This window comes from Altererythrobacter sp. Root672 (assembly GCF_001427865.1).
GTDB lineage: Bacteria > Pseudomonadota > Alphaproteobacteria > Sphingomonadales > Sphingomonadaceae > Croceibacterium_A.
Genome location: NZ_LMHH01000001.1, coordinates 1,203,734 through 1,221,293 on the forward strand (window position 1 = coordinate 1,203,734; position 17,560 = coordinate 1,221,293).

16 protein-coding genes and 1 tRNA gene are annotated in these 17,560 nt (G+C 62.2%); 6 read left to right on the top strand and 11 right to left on the bottom strand.

Annotated features, from left to right (window positions below):
* The first annotated feature begins 6 nt into the window (after positions 1-6).
* Complete coding sequence (locus ASD76_RS05805; protein WP_055919746.1) at positions 7-486, top strand: peroxiredoxin; 480 nt, start codon at positions 7-9, stop codon at positions 484-486.
* Between the two features lie 95 nt (positions 487-581).
* Here the strand turns inward: ASD76_RS05805 and ASD76_RS18150 are convergent, their stop codons facing one another.
* From ASD76_RS18150 to ASD76_RS05825, 4 genes are all read right to left on the bottom strand, one after another.
* Complete coding sequence (locus ASD76_RS18150; RefSeq protein WP_156457551.1) at positions 582-2,972, bottom strand: hypothetical protein; 2,391 nt, start codon at positions 2,970-2,972, stop codon at positions 582-584.
* Positions 2,973-3,155: 183 nt separating this feature from the next.
* Positions 3,156-4,448, bottom strand: coding sequence for a UDP-N-acetylglucosamine 1-carboxyvinyltransferase (locus tag ASD76_RS05815; RefSeq protein ID WP_055919749.1), 1,293 nt, complete (start codon positions 4,446-4,448; stop codon positions 3,156-3,158).
* Between the two features lies 1 nt (position 4,449).
* A complete protein-coding gene (gene folE / locus ASD76_RS05820; protein WP_055919752.1) occupies positions 4,450-5,058 on the bottom strand; it encodes a GTP cyclohydrolase I FolE in 609 nt (202 codons plus the stop codon).
* Positions 5,055-6,611, bottom strand: a complete 1,557-nt coding sequence (locus tag ASD76_RS05825; RefSeq protein WP_055919756.1) for a phospholipase D-like domain-containing protein — start codon at positions 6,609-6,611, stop codon at positions 5,055-5,057. The genes folE and ASD76_RS05825 overlap by 4 nt, the downstream gene beginning before the upstream one ends.
* Positions 6,612-6,830: 219 nt before the next feature.
* On the opposite strand from ASD76_RS05825, the gene ASD76_RS05830 reads away from it, so the two are divergent.
* Positions 6,831-9,131 carry a putative bifunctional diguanylate cyclase/phosphodiesterase gene (locus ASD76_RS05830; RefSeq protein ID WP_055919759.1) on the top strand — a complete coding sequence of 767 codons (2,301 nt, stop codon included), beginning with the start codon at positions 6,831-6,833 and terminating at the stop codon, positions 9,129-9,131.
* A gap of 115 nt (positions 9,132-9,246) precedes the next feature.
* Here the strand turns inward: ASD76_RS05830 and ASD76_RS05835 are convergent.
* Both ASD76_RS05835 and ASD76_RS17825 read right to left on the bottom strand, forming a co-directional pair.
* Positions 9,247-9,323 (bottom strand) — tRNA-Arg (locus ASD76_RS05835).
* A gap of 46 nt (positions 9,324-9,369) precedes the next feature.
* A complete protein-coding gene (locus tag ASD76_RS17825; RefSeq protein ID WP_082553618.1) occupies positions 9,370-9,843 on the bottom strand; it encodes an NUDIX domain-containing protein in 474 nt (157 codons plus the stop codon).
* Positions 9,844-9,875: 32 nt separating this feature from the next.
* Here ASD76_RS17825 and ASD76_RS05840 point away from each other — a divergent pair, with 32 nt between their 5' ends.
* Together ASD76_RS05840 and ASD76_RS17830 are read left to right on the top strand one after the other, a co-directional pair.
* A complete protein-coding gene (locus ASD76_RS05840) occupies positions 9,876-10,061 on the top strand; it encodes a Flp family type IVb pilin (protein ID WP_055919762.1) in 186 nt (61 codons plus the stop codon).
* Between the two features lie 109 nt (positions 10,062-10,170).
* Complete coding sequence (locus ASD76_RS17830; RefSeq protein WP_082553619.1) at positions 10,171-10,341, top strand: Flp family type IVb pilin; 171 nt, start codon at positions 10,171-10,173, stop codon at positions 10,339-10,341.
* Between the two features lie 82 nt (positions 10,342-10,423).
* Here ASD76_RS17830 and ASD76_RS05845 read toward each other — a convergent pair whose 3' ends face one another.
* The 5 genes from ASD76_RS05845 to ASD76_RS18735 all read right to left on the bottom strand — a co-directional run bounded on the left by ASD76_RS05845 (position 10,424) and on the right by ASD76_RS18735 (position 15,801).
* Positions 10,424-11,893, bottom strand: a complete 1,470-nt coding sequence (locus tag ASD76_RS05845; protein ID WP_055919765.1) for a M48 family metalloprotease — start codon at positions 11,891-11,893, stop codon at positions 10,424-10,426.
* A 101-nt stretch (positions 11,894-11,994) separates the two neighbouring features.
* Positions 11,995-12,945, bottom strand: coding sequence for an acetyl-CoA carboxylase carboxyltransferase subunit alpha (locus tag ASD76_RS05850; RefSeq protein WP_055919768.1), 951 nt, complete (start codon positions 12,943-12,945; stop codon positions 11,995-11,997).
* A gap of 9 nt (positions 12,946-12,954) precedes the next feature.
* Positions 12,955-13,833: a tyrosine recombinase gene (locus ASD76_RS05855; protein ID WP_082553620.1), complete on the bottom strand. Its 879-nt coding sequence runs from the start codon at positions 13,831-13,833 to the stop codon at positions 12,955-12,957.
* Positions 13,834-13,837: 4 nt separating this feature from the next.
* Positions 13,838-15,670 (bottom strand): hypothetical protein, encoded by a 1,833-nt coding sequence (locus ASD76_RS05860; protein ID WP_055919773.1) that lies wholly within the window; start codon positions 15,668-15,670, stop codon positions 13,838-13,840.
* Positions 15,667-15,801 (bottom strand): hypothetical protein, encoded by a 135-nt coding sequence (locus tag ASD76_RS18735; protein ID WP_268760309.1) that lies wholly within the window; start codon positions 15,799-15,801, stop codon positions 15,667-15,669. Before ASD76_RS18735 ends, ASD76_RS05860 begins: the two co-directional genes overlap by 4 nt.
* Before the next feature lie 67 nt (positions 15,802-15,868).
* Between ASD76_RS18735 and ASD76_RS05870 the strand changes: the two genes are divergently transcribed.
* Both ASD76_RS05870 and aroB read left to right on the top strand, forming a co-directional pair.
* Positions 15,869-16,438 carry a shikimate kinase gene (locus ASD76_RS05870; RefSeq protein ID WP_200943048.1) on the top strand — a complete coding sequence of 190 codons (570 nt, stop codon included), beginning with the start codon at positions 15,869-15,871 and terminating at the stop codon, positions 16,436-16,438.
* Positions 16,429-17,538: a 3-dehydroquinate synthase gene (gene aroB / locus ASD76_RS05875; protein WP_055919777.1), complete on the top strand. Its 1,110-nt coding sequence runs from the start codon at positions 16,429-16,431 to the stop codon at positions 17,536-17,538. Before ASD76_RS05870 ends, aroB begins: the two co-directional genes overlap by 10 nt.
* Positions 17,539-17,560: the final 22 nt, after the last annotated feature.

Sequence of the window (17,560 nt, forward strand, 5' to 3'; positions counted from 1 at the left end):
GTTCAGATGACAATTTCCAAGGGCGACAAGCTGCCTGACGTAACGCTGGTCAAGGTAACCGAGAACGGACCTGAGAAGGTTCAGAGCGGCGAGTACTTCGCCGGCAAGAAGGTTGCGCTGTTCTCCGTGCCGGGTGCGTTCACCCCGACTTGCTCGGTCAAGCACCTGCCGGGCTTCGTCGAGAAGGCCGCCGAACTCAAGGCCAAGGGCGTCGACGAGATCGTCGGTACCGCGGTGAACGATGCTTTCGTGCTTGGCGCATGGAACAAGGCATCGGGTTCATCGGACATTACCATGCTCGCGGACGGTAACGGCGACTTCGCAGAAGCGATCGGCCTGACGATGGACGGCAGCGGCTTCGGCATGGGCAAGCGCGCCCAACGCTACTCGATGATCGTCAACGATGGCGTGGTCGAGGAGCTCAATGTCGAAGCGCCGGGTGACTTCAAAGTCAGCAGCGCCGAGCATATCCTCGGACAGCTCTAAGGCACGGCCTTCAGTCGAACCAACGAAGGGCGCCCCACTACGGGCGCCCTTTTTTGTTGAGAGTCGCTGCGGTGAAAGACCCTACAGACAACGCGTCACGCGCCGTATTTCACAATCCCGTAGGGGTTGAATTTGAAGCTATCCTCTTCGTGATTCATATCCCTGGTCAGCCGCGCACCGCGTGACTCCAATGAGGCAGCCAGGCCTTGCGCGGCGATCTCGTCGGCAATGCTGTCCATGATGGCGATCGCCTGCCATTCGTCTCCCGCCAACTGCGCGACATGGACATCGGGCAGCCCGACAAGGTGGAAACCTACGCTCTCGAAGTAGGCCTCTGAAGAGAGCGGACGCTTGGCAAAAGCTAGGCGGGCGATCCGCCGCTGCTCCAGTTGATCGTCGCTGGCCACCGCTGCCGCAGCCTCTGCAACCAAGTCGCGCCAGCGCTGAACGCCGTGGGCGGCACCCGCGCTCTCCGCCTTGATCGCCACCGCCCCTGCATCGAGCAAGTCATCGATCAGCATCAACGCCGCCATCGAAAACGCGACGCTGTTGTCCTGCGTCATCGGCGGGCTCAACACGTAGAGGACGGATTGGTGATCGGCGACGGCTTGCGCGTCGGCTTCGGTCCAGGCCCCCGGCTCCACCCGATCGCGGCAGATATCGAACGAGGCGACCATGCGATCGTCCGGCTCTTCCTGCGAATAGTCCCCGTCGATGTTGAAGCCTTCGGCATATTCGCCCGCTTTGCTGACAGCCGTCACGACATCACGCAGCGGTTGCAGATCGTGGGTCGCGCCCAGAATGCACAGGATGTGGCGTGGCTGTACGGCCGAGAAGGGGCTGTCCTGAGGATCTTCATCCACCTCTTGCACAGTATCTGCAGCGGCAAGATACCCCTTATCCCGCCAATGCTGCAGGGCGAAAGCGTCGCCGCAATGGGGCACTTCCCCGCGTTCGATCAGCGCGTCATTGGCAAGATCGAGCTGCCGGCGCCCAACCCGAAACATCAGCGTCGCCAGCTGCAGAGGGCGGCCGCCTAGAAAACTGGCCGGCACGCGATCGTCATCGCTGTCGAAGTGACTCTTGTATTCAATAAACACGCTTTCCGTTCCGTCGACCTGGCGGTGGATCGTGAAGAACCAGGTCTGATTCCGCTCCGTGCCTTCGGCATCGACGCACTCGCGGATCAGCCTGAGCTTGGGCGGGAGTGGTTCATCGCCAAACGAGGCGCCTTCCTGGCTGAAAGCGCACTCGATATCGCCAAGCCAGAAGCCGTAGCGATCGTCGTCGGTGAAATCGTCATAGGGAGCGACGACGGGCAGCGCGAGCAGCCGGCGCACCTCGTCCGGGTTAATCAGCGTGCGGGCGTAATCATAAGTGGACACTCCGTCGAGCAGGGCGTTCCAGCCGGTTTCCAGCAAACGCTGATACTCCGGCGGGAGTGAGAGCACCTCTCCCGACAACGGATTAGGGTCTTCAAAGTGGTGCCATTCACCGTCACCAGCCTGAACATCCTTACCCATCGCCGATATATCCCAGCGGCCAGTTACGGCGGCACCGGTCAACTTGCCGAAGAGTGAGCGGCGCTCTTCCTCCCAGTTGGCCGAGATAAACAGAACTTGGCGATCGTTCCACAGGCGGACGAAGCGCCTCGCAGACTTCTGGATGCCTGCCTGCACCGAGACATCCTCACCCACCTGGAAGCTGAAATCCGTTATGTTTGGATAGTCCGGATCGTGGACCATCCGCGAAGGGTCGGTGACCTTGAGTATATTCTCTAAGCTCACGTCCCGCTGTTCGAACATGGATGGGATGGCCATCGGCGCCTGCTCGATCCCTTCCATGCGCACGACTGGCTGCCCCGCCCGCAGCATGTCCAACATGGCCCCGCGGTGCAGCAGGACTTCCGTGTCATCGGCGTTTTGCGAAAGGCAATCGGGATCGAGCAACTCCGACATCGCCTGCTCGTCCATCAGGTACAACTCGCCGCCGTCCGGGTCACCCGAGGTCAATCGGCGGCGGATGCCCCGCGGCTCGCGGAAGAAGAAGTGATATTCATCCGTATCGATGCACAACGCGGCCGAGATAGTCCCGCAAACGGTCATGCTGCCATGACTGTAATCGCCCCACAGCAGCTCTTCGACCTCCACGTCACCGGTAACATGGACCTCTTGCCCGCCAAGGAGCGCGTTACGCACTTTCAAGTTGCCGTTGACGATCAACCCAATGGCACCGTCGGTCTCTTCATTGCCGATCCAGCTTTCGACCGTGAGATCGCCCTCCACCAGAACCATGAAGAAAGTCTCGGCTCCCTCTTCAGTCGGGAAATCGAGATCGAGTTCGGGCAGCGTTGTGTCGCCGCGATAGACCTTGACGGTCTCATCCTCGAACGCCCCATCCTTGAGCTCGTTGAGCGCACGCGCCCAGGAATCTTTGGGCAGGCGGTCTTTGATCTGCGAGAACGGAAGTAGTTCGTACTGTGGCATGTGACGGATAAGCCGATCGTCCGAGAGTTCACCTCACAGCACGACACACCGCTAACAAACCAACGAAGGTGGATCGCAGGCGCACAACTGCTGCCGCGCCGATCACCCGATCGAGCGTTTAAGTACCGTACCAGCCGCTGGACTTCGTCTCTTTACGCAGATTCCCGTAAGGGCACGCTGCCCTCAGCTAATCCACTGCACGTCCGCGCCGAGCGAGACGAAGTTGTCGATGAACCCCGGATGCGCCCGGCGGATCGGGTCCGCATCGAGAATCGTCGATTCGCCCTTGATCGAAGACGCGACCATCAGCAGCGCGATGGCGACGCGGATGATGTAGGGGCTGGTCACCGTCGCCGGTGCCAGTTCATCGCCGCCAAACGTGATCAACCGGTGCGGATCGCACAGCAGGGTATGGGCGCCGAACAACGAGAGTTCGGTGTGCCAGGTCAGCCCACCTTCGTAGACCTTGTTCCAGAACATCACCGAACCTTCGGCCTTAACGCCAAGAGCGATGAAGATCGGCAGCAAGTCGGCCGGAATGTACGGCCATGGCGCCGCTTCGACCTTGGTGATGAGGTGCGAGGTAAAGTTCTCCTCGACCACCAGGCGTTCTGGAGCCGCCAGGCGGGACCAGCCGCCTTCGTGCGTCACCTCGGCGCCGAACTTTCCGAACGTGCGGTCGATCAGGTCGAAATGTTCCGGGTGGTTGTTGCGCACCTGGATGTCGCCGCCGGTCACCGCCGACAGGGCGAGGAAGGTCGCAATCTCGTGGAAGTCGTCGATGAAGGTGTAGTCGGCACCGCCAAGCTTGCCGCCGCCTTCGACCGAAACCATCGAGGTTCCCTTGCCGATGATCTTGGCGCCCAACAGCTCGAGGAAAGTGCACATTTCCTGGACGTGCGGCTCGCAAGCCGCGTTCACGATCTGCGAGGTACCCTTGACCGTAAGGGCGCTGAGAATGAAGTTCTCGGTCGTCGTGACCGAGGCGTATTCGAGCCACATCCGCGCTGCCTGGCCCTTGCCGCTGGCGCTGAACACGATGTCATGTCCGCGCTGGCTGACCTCGGCCCCGAAGGCGCGAAATACGGCGACGTGGGGATCGATCTCGCGCGCGCCGAGAGTGCAGCCCTTTACCTCATGCTCGAGCCGGGCCTCGCCCAGGCGTACGATCAGGCCGGGGATCATCATGATCGAGGCTCGCATCGCCTGAGGCAGCCGGGCATCTGCGCCCGGCAGGACCGTCGAGTGATCGATCTCGAGGATCTTGGCCGTCTTGTCCCAGTTCACCGTCGAACCGAGCGTGCCGAAGAATTCGACGATCCGCGAGACGTCGGTGATCTCCGGGACGTTGCGCAGGATGATCGGCGCGTCGGTCAGCAGCGTCGCGCACAGTACCGGTAGCACGGCGTTCTTGTTGGCCGAAGGTTCGATACGGCCAGTAAGGGGCTTGCCGCCCCGCACGAGTAGCGCGGTCAAATCAGTATCCCATCAGCTTGAGGACTTCCTGGCGACTCTTGTCGTCGCGACGGAAGATACCCATCACCCGGCTTGTTACCATGTTCACGCCGGGTGTCCGTACCCCGCGCGCAGTCATGCACGCATGGCTGGCCTCGATCACCACGGCGACGCCCTTGGGCTGCAATTCGTCCCAGATGCACTGGGCGACTTCGGCGGTCAGACGTTCCTGGATTTGCAGCCGGCGAGCATAGGCGTGGAGCACGCGGGCGAGCTTCGAAATCCCGACCACCCGATCCGTCGGCAGGTAGGCGATGGCGGCCTTGCCGATGATTGGAGCCATGTGGTGCTCACAGTGGCTCTGGAACGGGATGTCCTTGAGCAATACGATCTCGTCGTAGCCCCCGACTTCCTCGAACATGCGCGAAAGGTGGCCCGCGGGATCTTCGGTGTACCCCTGGCAATACTCTTTCCACGCCCGCGCCACGCGCTTTGGCGTGTCGAGCAGCCCCTCACGCTCCGGGTCGTCGCCGGCCCAGCGGATCAGGGTGCGGACGGCTTCCTGCACGTCCTCGGGTACTGGCGGCTTGCCACGCGGATCGTCCTCGTCGGGACCGTCCAAACTGCTCATTGGGGGCGGTACTTCCTCTTCACCCTGGTCATCGCACGGGCCAATAGTCCGCCATTACGCAAAAGGCCACGCCTTGGTCCGCGTATCTGAAACATCTCTGCCGGTTCTTCAGGGTCGAGCACCTCGTTAGCCGCCAGTTTCAACGGCAATTCCGCGGGAACTTCCGGGTGGAACGGCATCAGGTGGCGGCCCGAATCCTTCCCGATCAACGCGATCATACCGGCCATCGATCCGGTCCGCTCGATCAACTCCGCGACTTCCTCTGCCGAGATTCCGCAATGTTCGGCCAGCAACGAATGCCGCAGATCGCGGATCATCGCACCGCAATGACCGTTTGCGGGGCGCTCACAGTCGATGAAGACATCGCATTCGGTGTCGAGCCCCATCGAACGGTTGTTGAAATTTGCCGATCCGACCCGCAGGATTTGGTCGTCGACGATCATGACCTTCGCATGGACGTAGATCGGGGTCTCTCCCGAGTAAGGCGTATAGATGTGGAAACGGGCATGCTCGTCGATCTCGCGAATGGCGGCCACGAGCTGCGCTCTGGCGGGGTCCATCGCGGTCGCTTCGATCCATCCGTTTGCTGAAATAGGCTGAACGATCACCACTTCCGGCGGATCGGCTTCGGCCATTCGCGCGGTGATTGCCTCGGCAATGACGCGCGAGGCGAAGTACTGGCTCTCGGCGTAAATGAAGCGCTTGGCTCGAGCGATGTGCTGCCGGAACAACGCTTCGATCTCGCGCACGCCGGGATCTTCATCGTACTCCGGCCGTGTGCGCGCGATCCCGACTTCGACATTCTCGAAGTGAGGGTCCAGTCCGTCGGGCCATGCGCTATCGTCCGAGGGCGTTGAGGGCGTGAGAGGCTTTCCTCCCGCGCGCACCCAACGGTTTAGGGCTAGCGCTTCAAGCTCCGCCGCTACTGGCCCCTCCATCATCATCGTCATGTCATGCCAGGGGAAATAGGGGGCACCGTTCGGCGTTTTTCGCCGCGCGTCCTGCTCGAGGTGTTTGGGCGTGTCCCAACGCCCAACTGTCATGTCGATCCCGCCACACACTGCGAGCGCCTTGTCGATGACGACGATTTTCTGGTGATGGCTGCATCCGAGCGGATGGATGGAGTCGAACTTGAAGTCGATCCGACGGTTTGGGAACCAGCGGATGAGGTCCAGCATCATCGAGCCGCGGAAGGCAAACTTGAGCGCGCCCACGCCCCACTTCAGGATGCGTACCTCCAGACCTTGTCGGTTGCGGGTCAACCAGGGGATGAAGCCGCCGAGGCGAGCCGGAAAATTCCGATTCCAGCCTCTCTGCCACCAGCGCCTTCCGTGAGTGAGATGAACGCGCGTGTCGACGTCCCACCCGATCAGCAGGATCCGTTGCCGTGCCTTGAGCATGGCTTGCTGCATGAGGTCGAAATAGGCCTCGGCATCGACAATGAGGCGCGCACGCGAAGCCATCGCGTAGCGCCACACACCAGGCTCGATCGAGCGGTCGTCGAATGCAGGATCGTTCTTTCCGACGCCCAAGGCCCCTCCGCTCGCGTTCATCTCAATACTCTGTTGCGGCAACAAGCGATTGCCCTCGCCGGTTCCACCTCACGAGGAGTGAGGCCGCCAGCCTTCGCATTGCCAGCTCCGACCGACGTGAAAATCCTGTGAGCCCACTCTTGCAACCTGTTGGAATGACCTAATTGCTAAGTTGCGCAATCTTAACGTTACTTGGTTAGGCCCGACCGCACTCAGTAAGTTACCGAGGCCCCCGCCCGAGTGCGCACGTTCAATCAGTACATCGACCGCGCGACCGATTGGCTTCTGGGTGCGAGGATGCAGGTTTCGCCCGCGATCCGAACGCAACTCGAAGCGGGGCTGTTTGGTTCGGTACCGATCTTTCTTGGCGGAATATTCAATAGCATAGCAGTTGCTGCGATCGCGGTGTGGCGACAGCCCACCACGCCGTTCTTCATATGGCTAGCGGTCGAAATCGCGCTTGGGGTCATCAGGCTCCCCGTTCTGCTTGCCGGACGGCGAGCGCTCAAGAATGGGAAGCCACCACCCAAGACCACGGCGGCCCTCCTTTCCTCAGCCTGGGCCGCGTCGATCGGCGTTGGCGCCTATTTCTCGCTGACGCACCACGACTGGGTCCTGTCGACCATCGTTTGCCTGTCAGCCGCGGCGATGGTCAGCGGCATCTGCTTGCGCAACTTTGGCACACCGAGGCTGGCCGCCCTCATGGTGTTCCTGGCCCTCGCCCCGTCGACGGTTGCAGGATTGATTGCCCCAGAGCCGGGCATCGCCATCATTTCCTTCCAGCTGCCGATCTTCATCCTCACCATCTTTTCGGCTTCGTTCGTGCTGCACCGGATGATGGTTTCGCAAATGACGGCGCTGAGTGATCTCGAGAAGAGCGAGTTCTTCAACCGGATCATTCTTGAATCGAGCCCCGACTACACGATCATCCTCAACGACCAGTACGAAATCATCTTCTTTAACCGCCCCAACTCGGCCCTGCGTGAAAGCGACGACCTGCTTGGGATTGCCTGGCTTTCCTTGCTTCACCCAGCGGATCAGGCGATCGGCGAAAAGGCCCTCGCCGATGTGATGCGCGACGGATCGGCCAATTTCACGACGCGGCGAATCGAACCAGACGGCCGAACCCGCTGGTTTGATGTGATCGCCAGCCGCATCTCGGACGGTTCCGGACGCATCTTGATGGTCGCGCGCGACATCACTCACCAGAAGCGCTCTGAAGAGCGAGCCTTGTGGATGGCCAGGCACGATCCTCTAACCGGACTACCCAATCGGGCAGTGCTGCAGGACCGACTCGACGCGATTCTGAAGACGGGCAAACCGTCGGCAGCCTTGCTGATGCTGGACATCGACAACTTCAAGACCATCAACGACACGCTCGGCCACGATGCCGGGGACCGCATGCTGTCGACCTTTGCTGCCAGATTGCAGGCAGCCCTGGGCGAAGAAGACCTGGTCGTCCGCCTGGGCGGCGACGAATTCGCCATCCTGATCTCCGCCCAGTCCGAGGCCGACGTCTGGAGTGCCGGGGCTCGAATCTATTCCGGACTGTGCGAACCGTTCGAATACCAGGGCAGACTCCTCGCCTGCGGAGCCAGCATAGGCGCCAGCCGCCTATGGCAGGACGGAGGAAATCGCTCCGAAATCATGAAGGCAGCCGACATCGCCCTCTACGCGGCAAAGACCGCCGGACGCGGGCAGCTCAAGCTATTCGAATCCTCCATGAAGGCCGAAGTGGAAGGCCGAGAAACGATGGTCGCCGCAGCGCTCTCCGCGCTCAGGCAGGACCGCGTGGTTCCCTACTTCCAACCGAAGGTCTCGCTCGGCACTTCGCGAATAATCGGCTTCGAAGCGCTGCTGCGCTGCACCGGCGACGATAACCAGGTCCTGGGGGCCGATGACATCAAGGCCGCCTTCGATGACCCAGCCCTGTGCGCCGTCCTGAGCGAGCGCATGATCGAGCGCACGCTGGCCCAGATCGAATGCTGGTTGGCCGAAAAGGTGCCGTTTGGCCACGTCGCCATAAACCTGACTGCCGCCGACTTCCGTCGGGAAGGCTTCGTCGAAAGCCTGCTAGCCCGCTTGCAACGCAAGGCGATTCCGCCCTCGTGTCTTCAGATCGAGGTGACGGAGACCGTGTTTCTCGGCCGCGGGGCGGGATATGTTGAGGCCGCACTCAAATCGCTGAGCGAAAATGGCATTCTGATCGCCCTCGACGACTTCGGGACTGGCTATGCCTCGCTTTCCCATCTCAGCCAGTTTCCGATCGACCTGCTGAAAATCGACCGCACTTTTGTGCAGCAGTTGGGGCAAAGCCCGGAGGCAGAGGCCATTTCCTTAGCAGTCATCAACCTTGGCCACTGCCTGGGAATGCAGATTGTTGCCGAGGGCGTGGAAACCACGGCACAGGAAGCGGCCCTCCTCGCTATGGGCTGCGATACCTGCCAGGGCTTCCTCTATTCGAAGGCTCTGCCGGCCGACGCCATTCCGATGATCTTGCTGGGGCAGGAAAGCACGCCGTTGCGAGCTCTCAGGGCCTGAGGGGCAACCTCGCGCCCATTAGGCTCGCTTGAGCCTGATGCTGAACGCAGGAACGACCCGAGCGGTCGGCGCCTTCGGCAACCGCTCATCAAGCTTCCGTCGATGTTTGAAAAATTGGCGCGCCCGGAAGGATTCGAACCTCCGACCCCCAGATTCGTAGTCTGGTGCTCTATCCAGCTGAGCTACGGGCGCGCTTGGAGGGCGGCACATAGGCAGGCCTTTCTGGCTTGGCAATAGCCTATGATCGGACTTCGGGACACAATCCCTCAAGAAGTTCACGATCCATGGGTGGCATGGCCAGCGCGACCGCCTCCGATGGGGTGAACCAACCCCATTGCTGACCGTCCTTGCCGTCAGGGTCACCATGCCAGTCCGGGCAATTGTAAAGGAATAGGACAAGTCCCGGGCGACCGGATTCGGCAGCCTCCTCAGCAAAGCCGGCCGGGCTCAAACTCTCTAAATGGAGCGAGATACCGAGCTCCTCCAGTACCTCTCGGCACACCGCAAACCGCGGAGTTTCGCCACTTTCCAGCTTTCCACCGGGGAACTCCCACAACCCGCCATGTCGCTTGTGAGGCAGAGCCTGCTGCAGCAGCAATCGGCCTGAAGAATCGCGGATGGCGGCAGCCACCACCAGGACGATTGTCGGACAATTTTCCACCTTAACCAATCCAATCAATAATTCATTAGGACGATACTGCGATAACGACATTCGATCAGACCAATGTGTTGGGGTAACTAGTGATGATCAGGGGCGATCTATTCCATAGATTACGGCGGGACGACCGCGGCGCAACTGCCATCGAATATGGCCTGATCGTTGCATTGATTGTCATTGCGATAATGGTTTCGCTTGGCACCCTTGCCGATGGTGGCAGCGGTCTTTGGGCTGTTGTCAGGGACAAGGTGGTTGAGGCGACCCCCGCTTAGGCATTTGTCAACTAATGCGAACTACTGCTGCGAATTGCTTGATCTCTACCTCGGGTCGAAAATGGGTGGGGTCAAGTTGGGTACCGAAGACCTAACTTAGGAGACGATCATGAAGTTTTTCAACAAGCTGCTCCGTGACGAGCAGGGCGCGACCGCCATCGAATACGGCCTCATTGCTGCTCTCATCGCGGTTGCCGCGATGGCCGCCATGGGCACCATTGGCACTCAGCTGAACAGCACCTTCACCAAGGTCGGCCAGACGCTGGACAACGCGAACTAATCGCGAAGTCGAGCCTCGGCTCGCAAGGAATGAGGCGGCAGGGCAACCTGCCGCCTTTTTCTGTTTGAGGCCCAGTCCCTGCTTAATTGCTGCGGATGACGATCTTGTATTTCTCGCCCGGAACGACCTGCGCATTGGCTGACAGGCCATTGAGGACGCGGAACCGCTCCACCTGGGCATTACTATAGGCCATTCGGTTGGCGAGGGACTGAACCGTGTCGCCGTTCCTCGCAGTGACGACGTCGATCCGCCGAGGGATCACTTGCGCCGCCTCCTGGGCCGAGATGCGGCGCATGGAATTGTACATCGGATTGAAGACGGAAGCCCTGCCAGCTGGAGTGATCGACGAGAAGTGGAGCACCTGGTTGTTCGCGAACTGATACGCGACAACCGTCACGTCTACCGCTCCCTGGCTGGCGTTGACCCGTGACGTCCCAATCAGCGTTTCGAGACCGTTTATCCTGCTCCGCTGCAGGTTTTGCGGTGCGAGCTGAGTTCGCCCGCCGATCGTCTGAAATGCCTGCCTGACATACGATTCCAGATTGCCGTCAAAGGCTGCGGTAGTCAGTTGAGCCTGACCGCCTTGGCCGTTGATCGACACCTCGGTTGAGCCGTTGACCATGTAGTAGCCCTGCGGAACAGTGAAGGTCAGCCGCAAGTCCGGGTGGATGAAGGTGTTTCCCTCGACCACCCCCTGATGAGGATCGTCGCCATAGAGCACGCCATCGATGCGGGTCAGAAACGTATCGCGATTGGTTACGCCGGTTAAATTGCCAGCCAGGCTGTTGGCACCCTGGGCCCGGCTCGCCGGATCGGGATGGCTGGAGGCCCATTCGGGCATCGTGGCGTCACGGCCTTCGAGCCGCGCGTCTAGCGCGCCCTGTGCAGCGAGGCTTTGCAGCACCGTGGCCATCGCGTGAGGATCATAGCCCGCCGACCGCAGGTACTGCACGCCGAGCCTGTCGGCCTCGGTTTCCTGCTTACGGGAATATTTCAGCGTCAGCAGCTGAGGAGCCGTCGAGAACACCTGCTGACCAAGCTGCCCAAGGGCGTTGTTCCCCAAAAGCACGCCTGATAGAATCGAACCGAGCGCACCAAGGACGCTATTCCGCGCGGCCGCATCCTGACGCTGCTTCGAGTGCCGTGCAGCAACATGGCCAACCTCATGGCCAAGCACTCCGGCCAGCTCCGCCTCATTGTTCATCAGCGAAACCAACTGCCGGGTGACGTAAACGTAGCCACCAGGGATGGCGAAGGCGTTGTTGACCGAGCTGTTGAGCAGGGTGACGTTGAATGCCGACGCCGAGTTCGACAGGCCGGACTGAACAGCGATGTTCTGGCCCACCTGCTTGACATAGTCGGCCTGAGGACCGGTCATCTCCCCGCCAAATTCACGCAGAAGTTCAGGGTGATATTGCGCGCCTTGCTGCGCCTCGGTCGGTGTAATGGCGCTACCGGCTCGTTGCGCGACAACGGGGCTTGCGCTCACGGCAATTACAGCAGCACCGGCCAGCGCAGTGCGCCGGAAGCCAGTTTTGAACTTCAGGACCATCGGATTCCTCGTTGGGCAGCACGCGATCTTAGCCGCGCTTTCACGCCACACGAACCCGTCAAGAAGGTCAATGTTCCCGTTTCTGCCTCACTGGACCATGACTAGCGTTCGACGCCCATGGTGAGGAAGCGCTCTTCGCGTAAGCGGATCAACTCCTGCGGAGTTTTCTGGGACAGCGCATCCAACTCTTCAGAGATCGCTCCGCCCAAAGTCAAAGCCGCAGCCTGCGGATCGCGCTGTGCGCCCCCCATCGGCTCCGGCACGATCCTGTCGATGACGCCCAACTGCACGAGATCCTGCGCAGTCATCTTCATGGCCTCGGCCGCCTGCGGCGCTTTTTCCGCGGTCCGCCAGAGGATCGAGGCACAGCCTTCCGGCGAGATAACCGAATAGACCGCGTGCTCGAACATGAGGACCCGTTCAGCACTCGCCAGCGCGACAGCCCCGCCGGAACCGCCCTCGCCCACGATTGCAGAGACCATCGGCACCGGCAGCGCCAGGCAGGCTTCGGTCGAGCGAGCGATTGCTTCGGCCTGCCCCCGTTCTTCGGCCTCGACGCCGGGGAATGCCCCTGAAGTATCGACAAGCGTGACGACAGGGAGCCCAAAGCGGCCCGCCATCTCCATCAAGCGGATAGCCTTCCGGTACCCCTCAGGCTTGCCCATCCCGAAATTGTGCCGCAGCCGGCTTTCGGTATCGTTGCCCTTCTCGTGCCCGATCAGCACGACCTTGCGGCCGTTGAGCCTGGCGAGCCCGCCCATGATCGCCTGATCGTCTCCGAAATGACGGTCTCCGCCCAGGGGGACGAACTCTTCGAATGCCATCGCCACGTAGTCGCGGAAATGCGGCCTGGAAGGATGTCGCGCGACCTGGGTTTTCTGCCAAGGCGTCAAACCCGCGTAAGTCGTCGCGAGCAAGTCGGAGCTTTTGCGTTCCAGCTTGGCCAGCTCACTGGACAGATCGACGTCGCCCCCTTCGGACGCGGCGCGCAGTTCGGCGATGCGAGCTTCCAGCTCAGCGACGGGCTTTTCGAAGTCGAGGTATGAAATCATGTCGACGCGCTAACCGCCCGGCTCGCCGCTCGCAAGAGGATGGCGCTGATTGACCAGCGCGACCAAGCGGGCAGCGTCGACGTGCGTGTAGATTTGTGTGGTCGCAATATCGGCATGTCCGAGCAGCATCTGCAGCACTCTCAGGTCTGCCCCTCCTTCAAGCAAATGCGTGGCGAAAGCGTGGCGCAATACGTGAGGGCTGACTTTGGCGGGATCCATTCCGGCCCTCGTTGCGAGATCCTTGATGAGCTGAAACAGGCGTATCCGGGTCAGATGCTTTCCGCGCGACGGAAAGAGATATCCACCGCCCTGAGGCCGCACGGCCAGCCAGCGCGAGAGCGCTTGCCGGGCCCGCGCCGAAACCGGGACCATGCGCTGTTGCGAGCCTTTGCCGGTGACTGTCAGCAGCGGCGCATCGCGCGGCACGGCGGATAGCGGGAGCGACACGAGCTCAGTCGCACGCAGCCCCGAACCGTAAAGCAGTTCGATCAATGCCAGCAGACGTATCGCCTCCGGACGATCGCTTCCGGCCTCCATTTCGACCCGAGCGAACAGGGCCTCTACTTCGCTGTGGGACAATATCTTCGGCAGCGGGCGTCGCGCCCCTGGGCGCGGCAGCGCGGGCGACGGGTCATCCTCGCGCTCCCCTTCGTCCACCAGGAAACCGTAGAATTGGCGCAAGGCCGAGGCCTTGCGTGCCACCGTCGAGGGAGCGAGGTCTGCCCATCCCTGTCCCAAGCGGGCGAGCGAAGCACGATCCGCCGAGGCAAGATCGCCGACGATCTCCTGCGCGCCTTCAAGGTCCCGGCGATAGGCAACAAGCGTATTGGCTGCGGCGCCCCGTTCGGCCGCCAGCATAGCAAGGAAAGCGTCTATCGCGGCGACGATGGCCTCATCCCCGCGCCACGGCTTCGGCGGCGATCATGCGCGCCTCTGCATTGAGCCCTGCTTGATCGAGCGCCCGCACGATGTGGTAGAGGTGGCGGGCAGTCATCTTGTCCCAACCCGACCCTTGCATGCCCAGCCCCGCCAGAAGCGCGACAAGCGTCTGATTGCGAAGTTCGCCGGCACGATCGATCTTGCGGCTCCAGGGGCTCTCGCGGTTCAAGTTGACGCCGAGGTCCTGGCCGAGACTCACCGCAGTGGAGAAATCCAGCCTGCCGAGGCCAGCAAGGCCCGCCACGAGGAAGCGTGACTTGCGCTGATTCTCACTCGAATCGTCGTCGATGAACTGGCTTACGGCCCCGCCGCTCACCTGCCCCGATCCTCCGGGTTGTGCGACGGCGAGGAGAGCCCAACCTTGGCTACCCTCAGCCACTGCGGAACTCCAGCGCGCTGCATTCCTGTCGAGACCGGCGGCGAGCATCGAGCCGATGATCTGCGGAGCGTCGTCGACCAGCAGCTCGGACACCGGAAGGCGTGCCGCGGCATAGGCGGTCAGGACCTGGCGTCCGTAGCTGTTCCCGTCGCCCCAAAGCTGCCGCATGGCCGCGAGGCGGTCCGCAGGGTCGCTCGCAACGTAAGCCTCGCGCAGCGTGCTTGCCCGTGTGCGGGCTTCGCCCTCGAGCTGCTCGGACCACAATTGCGAGTAGAGATCGACCATCGCCGAAGACGACAGGATGCCGCGTTCGCCGGCCACGTCCATCACTGCGACGCGTTCGGGCAGCGGGACGGCCGGGATCAGGACATCCGAGATGTCATAGGTCGGTCCCGCCCCGTTCCTCAGACTTGCCGGCAGTTCTACGCCAAGCTGGCGCGCCAGTCCGAAGCGCCACGGCGTAAGTTCGTCGACGTTGTTCCACTCGATGTTGACGGCCCGCCGTCCTTCGCCGGCGGCACCGGCAAAGCGCTGTGCGAGCAAGGCATCGATCCGCGGCGCTTCACCGTAGTAGAGCATCCTCTGCAGGTCGCGTTCGGCCTGGCGAGCCTCACCGGCGTAGGCAGCGCAGATCGCTCGCGCCATGTCCCACTCGGCGTCTTCGATCAGCGTGCTTTTCAGGCGCGCGACCGGGCAAATCCCCAACAGGTCTCCGGTGGCGAGATAGGCGTCGAACGCCGCACTCGCGAGGGCGGCGTTATAGTTCGACGAATCGACGTCCTGGACGAGGGCTCGGGCCGCCAGACCTTCGCCGATCCGATTGAGCAGTGAAGCCCTCAAGGCGATAAACGAGGCCGGGTCCATGCCCTGGGGGGAATCGAGCCTGCTGGCCAGTGCGCGGCGCAGCAGGATGTGCCCCCAACGGGAAACCAACGGCCCCCGCGTTGCCTGTAGCGCGGCCTGGACCAGCGCTGGCGGCTGAGCGGCCAACGAGGTGCTATCGAAGCCGCCTTCGTCCTGCCCGATCACTCCGACTTCGCGCAACGCGCGCCGGGCCGCAGGTGGGATGTCGAACTTGGGCTTCAGGCCGAGAAGCTCGTCGATCTGATCGGGATCCATCGCTTCGAGCTCGGCGAGCGAGGGGAAGTTCGCCGGAAGCGGGATATCGGGCAGCGCAACTGCGCCCGGATCGCCGATTCCCGGCAAAGGCTGGATGACCGGCTCCGACACCGTGGGCGCCGAAGGAGCATTCTGTGCCGGGGCGGGAGCCGGAGCCGGTGCGGGCCGTGGCGCGGGCGTCGGTGCCGGATTGTCGAAGCTCGGCGGCAGCAGCGATTCGGGCGCGGCAATCGCCAGTGTCGAGCATAGCGCCAGAGCAGCGCCCGCGAGCAGGACAGCGCGCCTCATTTCACTCCTTCCGGCAGCTCAACCGGCTGCTCGATCATCCGTTGGGGCTCGCGCCCGCCATCGTACCAAGCGACAGCGAGGAAGAGTACGAACAACGCCAGTAAGCCCAGCCAAATCTTGTTGACGCGCATCGCGACCAAAAACCAAACCTTCCGCAAACTTGCACGGGCGGTTAGCCCATCTATAGCGCATGCGGCAATGACCATCGAAACACCCAGCCTTACCGATACCGAGATCAAGTCTCTCGCCGCCCGTGTCGATCGCCCCCTTGTGCTCGTGGGTATGATGGCCGTGGGCAAGTCAACGGTCGGCCGCAAGATTGCGCAATTGCTCGATCTTCCCTTCGCCGACGCCGACGATGAAATCGAACAGGCGGCGCAGATGAGCGTGTCCGAGATTTTTGAGAAGTTCGGCGAGGAGCATTTCCGGGACGGGGAGCGGAGAGTGATCGCCCGCTTGCTTGAGCGCGGACCCTCAGTACTCGCGACGGGCGGTGGCGCATTCGTGCAGCCGGATACTCGCGCCCTCATCCTCGACCGCGGAATCGCCGTTTGGCTGGATAGCGAAGTCGACACGCTGATCGAGCGGGTCGGCCGGAAGGACAACCGCCCTCTGCTGCGCGGCGGTGACCGCAAGGAAATCCTCGCCCGGCTTAAGGTCGAGCGCGAACCCGCCTATGCACAGGCACCGATCAAGATAATGAGCGACGCCGGACCGCACAACGAGACGGTCAATCGTATCCTGCAGGGAATATCCGAATGGCTGTAATTCCGGTCGAGCTTGCTGGCCGCTCCTACGAAGTTCGCGTCGGCAGCGGTTTGCTTGCCGACGTCGCGGCACAGTGCGGCAAGCTGCTGCGCAAGAACCGCGTCCCGATCGTGACCGATTCCAACGTCGCAGCCCACTGGCGTGACACGGTAGAGGGCTCGCTTCGCGCAGGCGGCTTCGAACCGCGCTGGCTCGTGCTCGCTCCCGGCGAAGGCGCGAAGAGTTGGAGCGTGCTTGAAGAAGTGATGGATTGGCTGCTGGCCGAGGAAGTCGAACGCGGTGATCACGTGCTCGCCCTCGGCGGCGGCGTGGTCGGGGATCTGACCGGATTTACCGCAGCGATCCTCAAGCGCGGTTGCGGCTTCATCCAGTTGCCGACCACGCTGCTGGCCCAAGTCGATTCGAGCGTCGGCGGGAAGACGGCGATCAACACCTCGGCCGGTAAGAACCTGGTCGGCGCGTTTCACCAGCCCAGCCTGGTGCTGGCAGACCTCGACGCGCTCACGACCCTCCCCGCACGCGAAATGCGGGCTGGGTATGCCGAAGTGATCAAGTACGGCATCCTCGGCGACCAAGCCTTCTTCGAATGGTGCGAAGCGAACGGCGCCGACGTCGTCAGTGGCGTGGTTGCCGCGCAGGAATATGCCGTCACTGAAAGCGTAAAAGCCAAGGCCCGGATTGTCGCGGAAGACGAGCGCGAGACCACCGGCATGCGCGCCCTGCTCAACCTGGGACACACGTTCGGTCACGCGCTAGAGGCGCAGACAGGCTTTTCCGATCGTCTGCTACACGGCGAGGGAGTGGCGCTCGGCATGGTGCTGGCCGCACGGTATTCGGCGCGACAGGGGTATATTTCCGATGGCGACGCCGAGCGCGTGGCTGCGGCCATCGGTGCCTCGGGACTGCCCACCGAGATCGCCCCGCTTGGCCTCAACTGTGATGGCCGCGCGCTGGTTGCGCACATGCTGCACGACAAGAAGATGGACGCCGGCACCCTGCCCTTCGTGCTGCTGCGGGGGATCGGCGAGGCGTTCCTCGACCGGGCAGTCTCGCTCGACGACGTGGGGGATTTTCTCGACGGGCAATTGCAGCGGCGCTGATCCCGGCCTAGCCAGTTGCGTT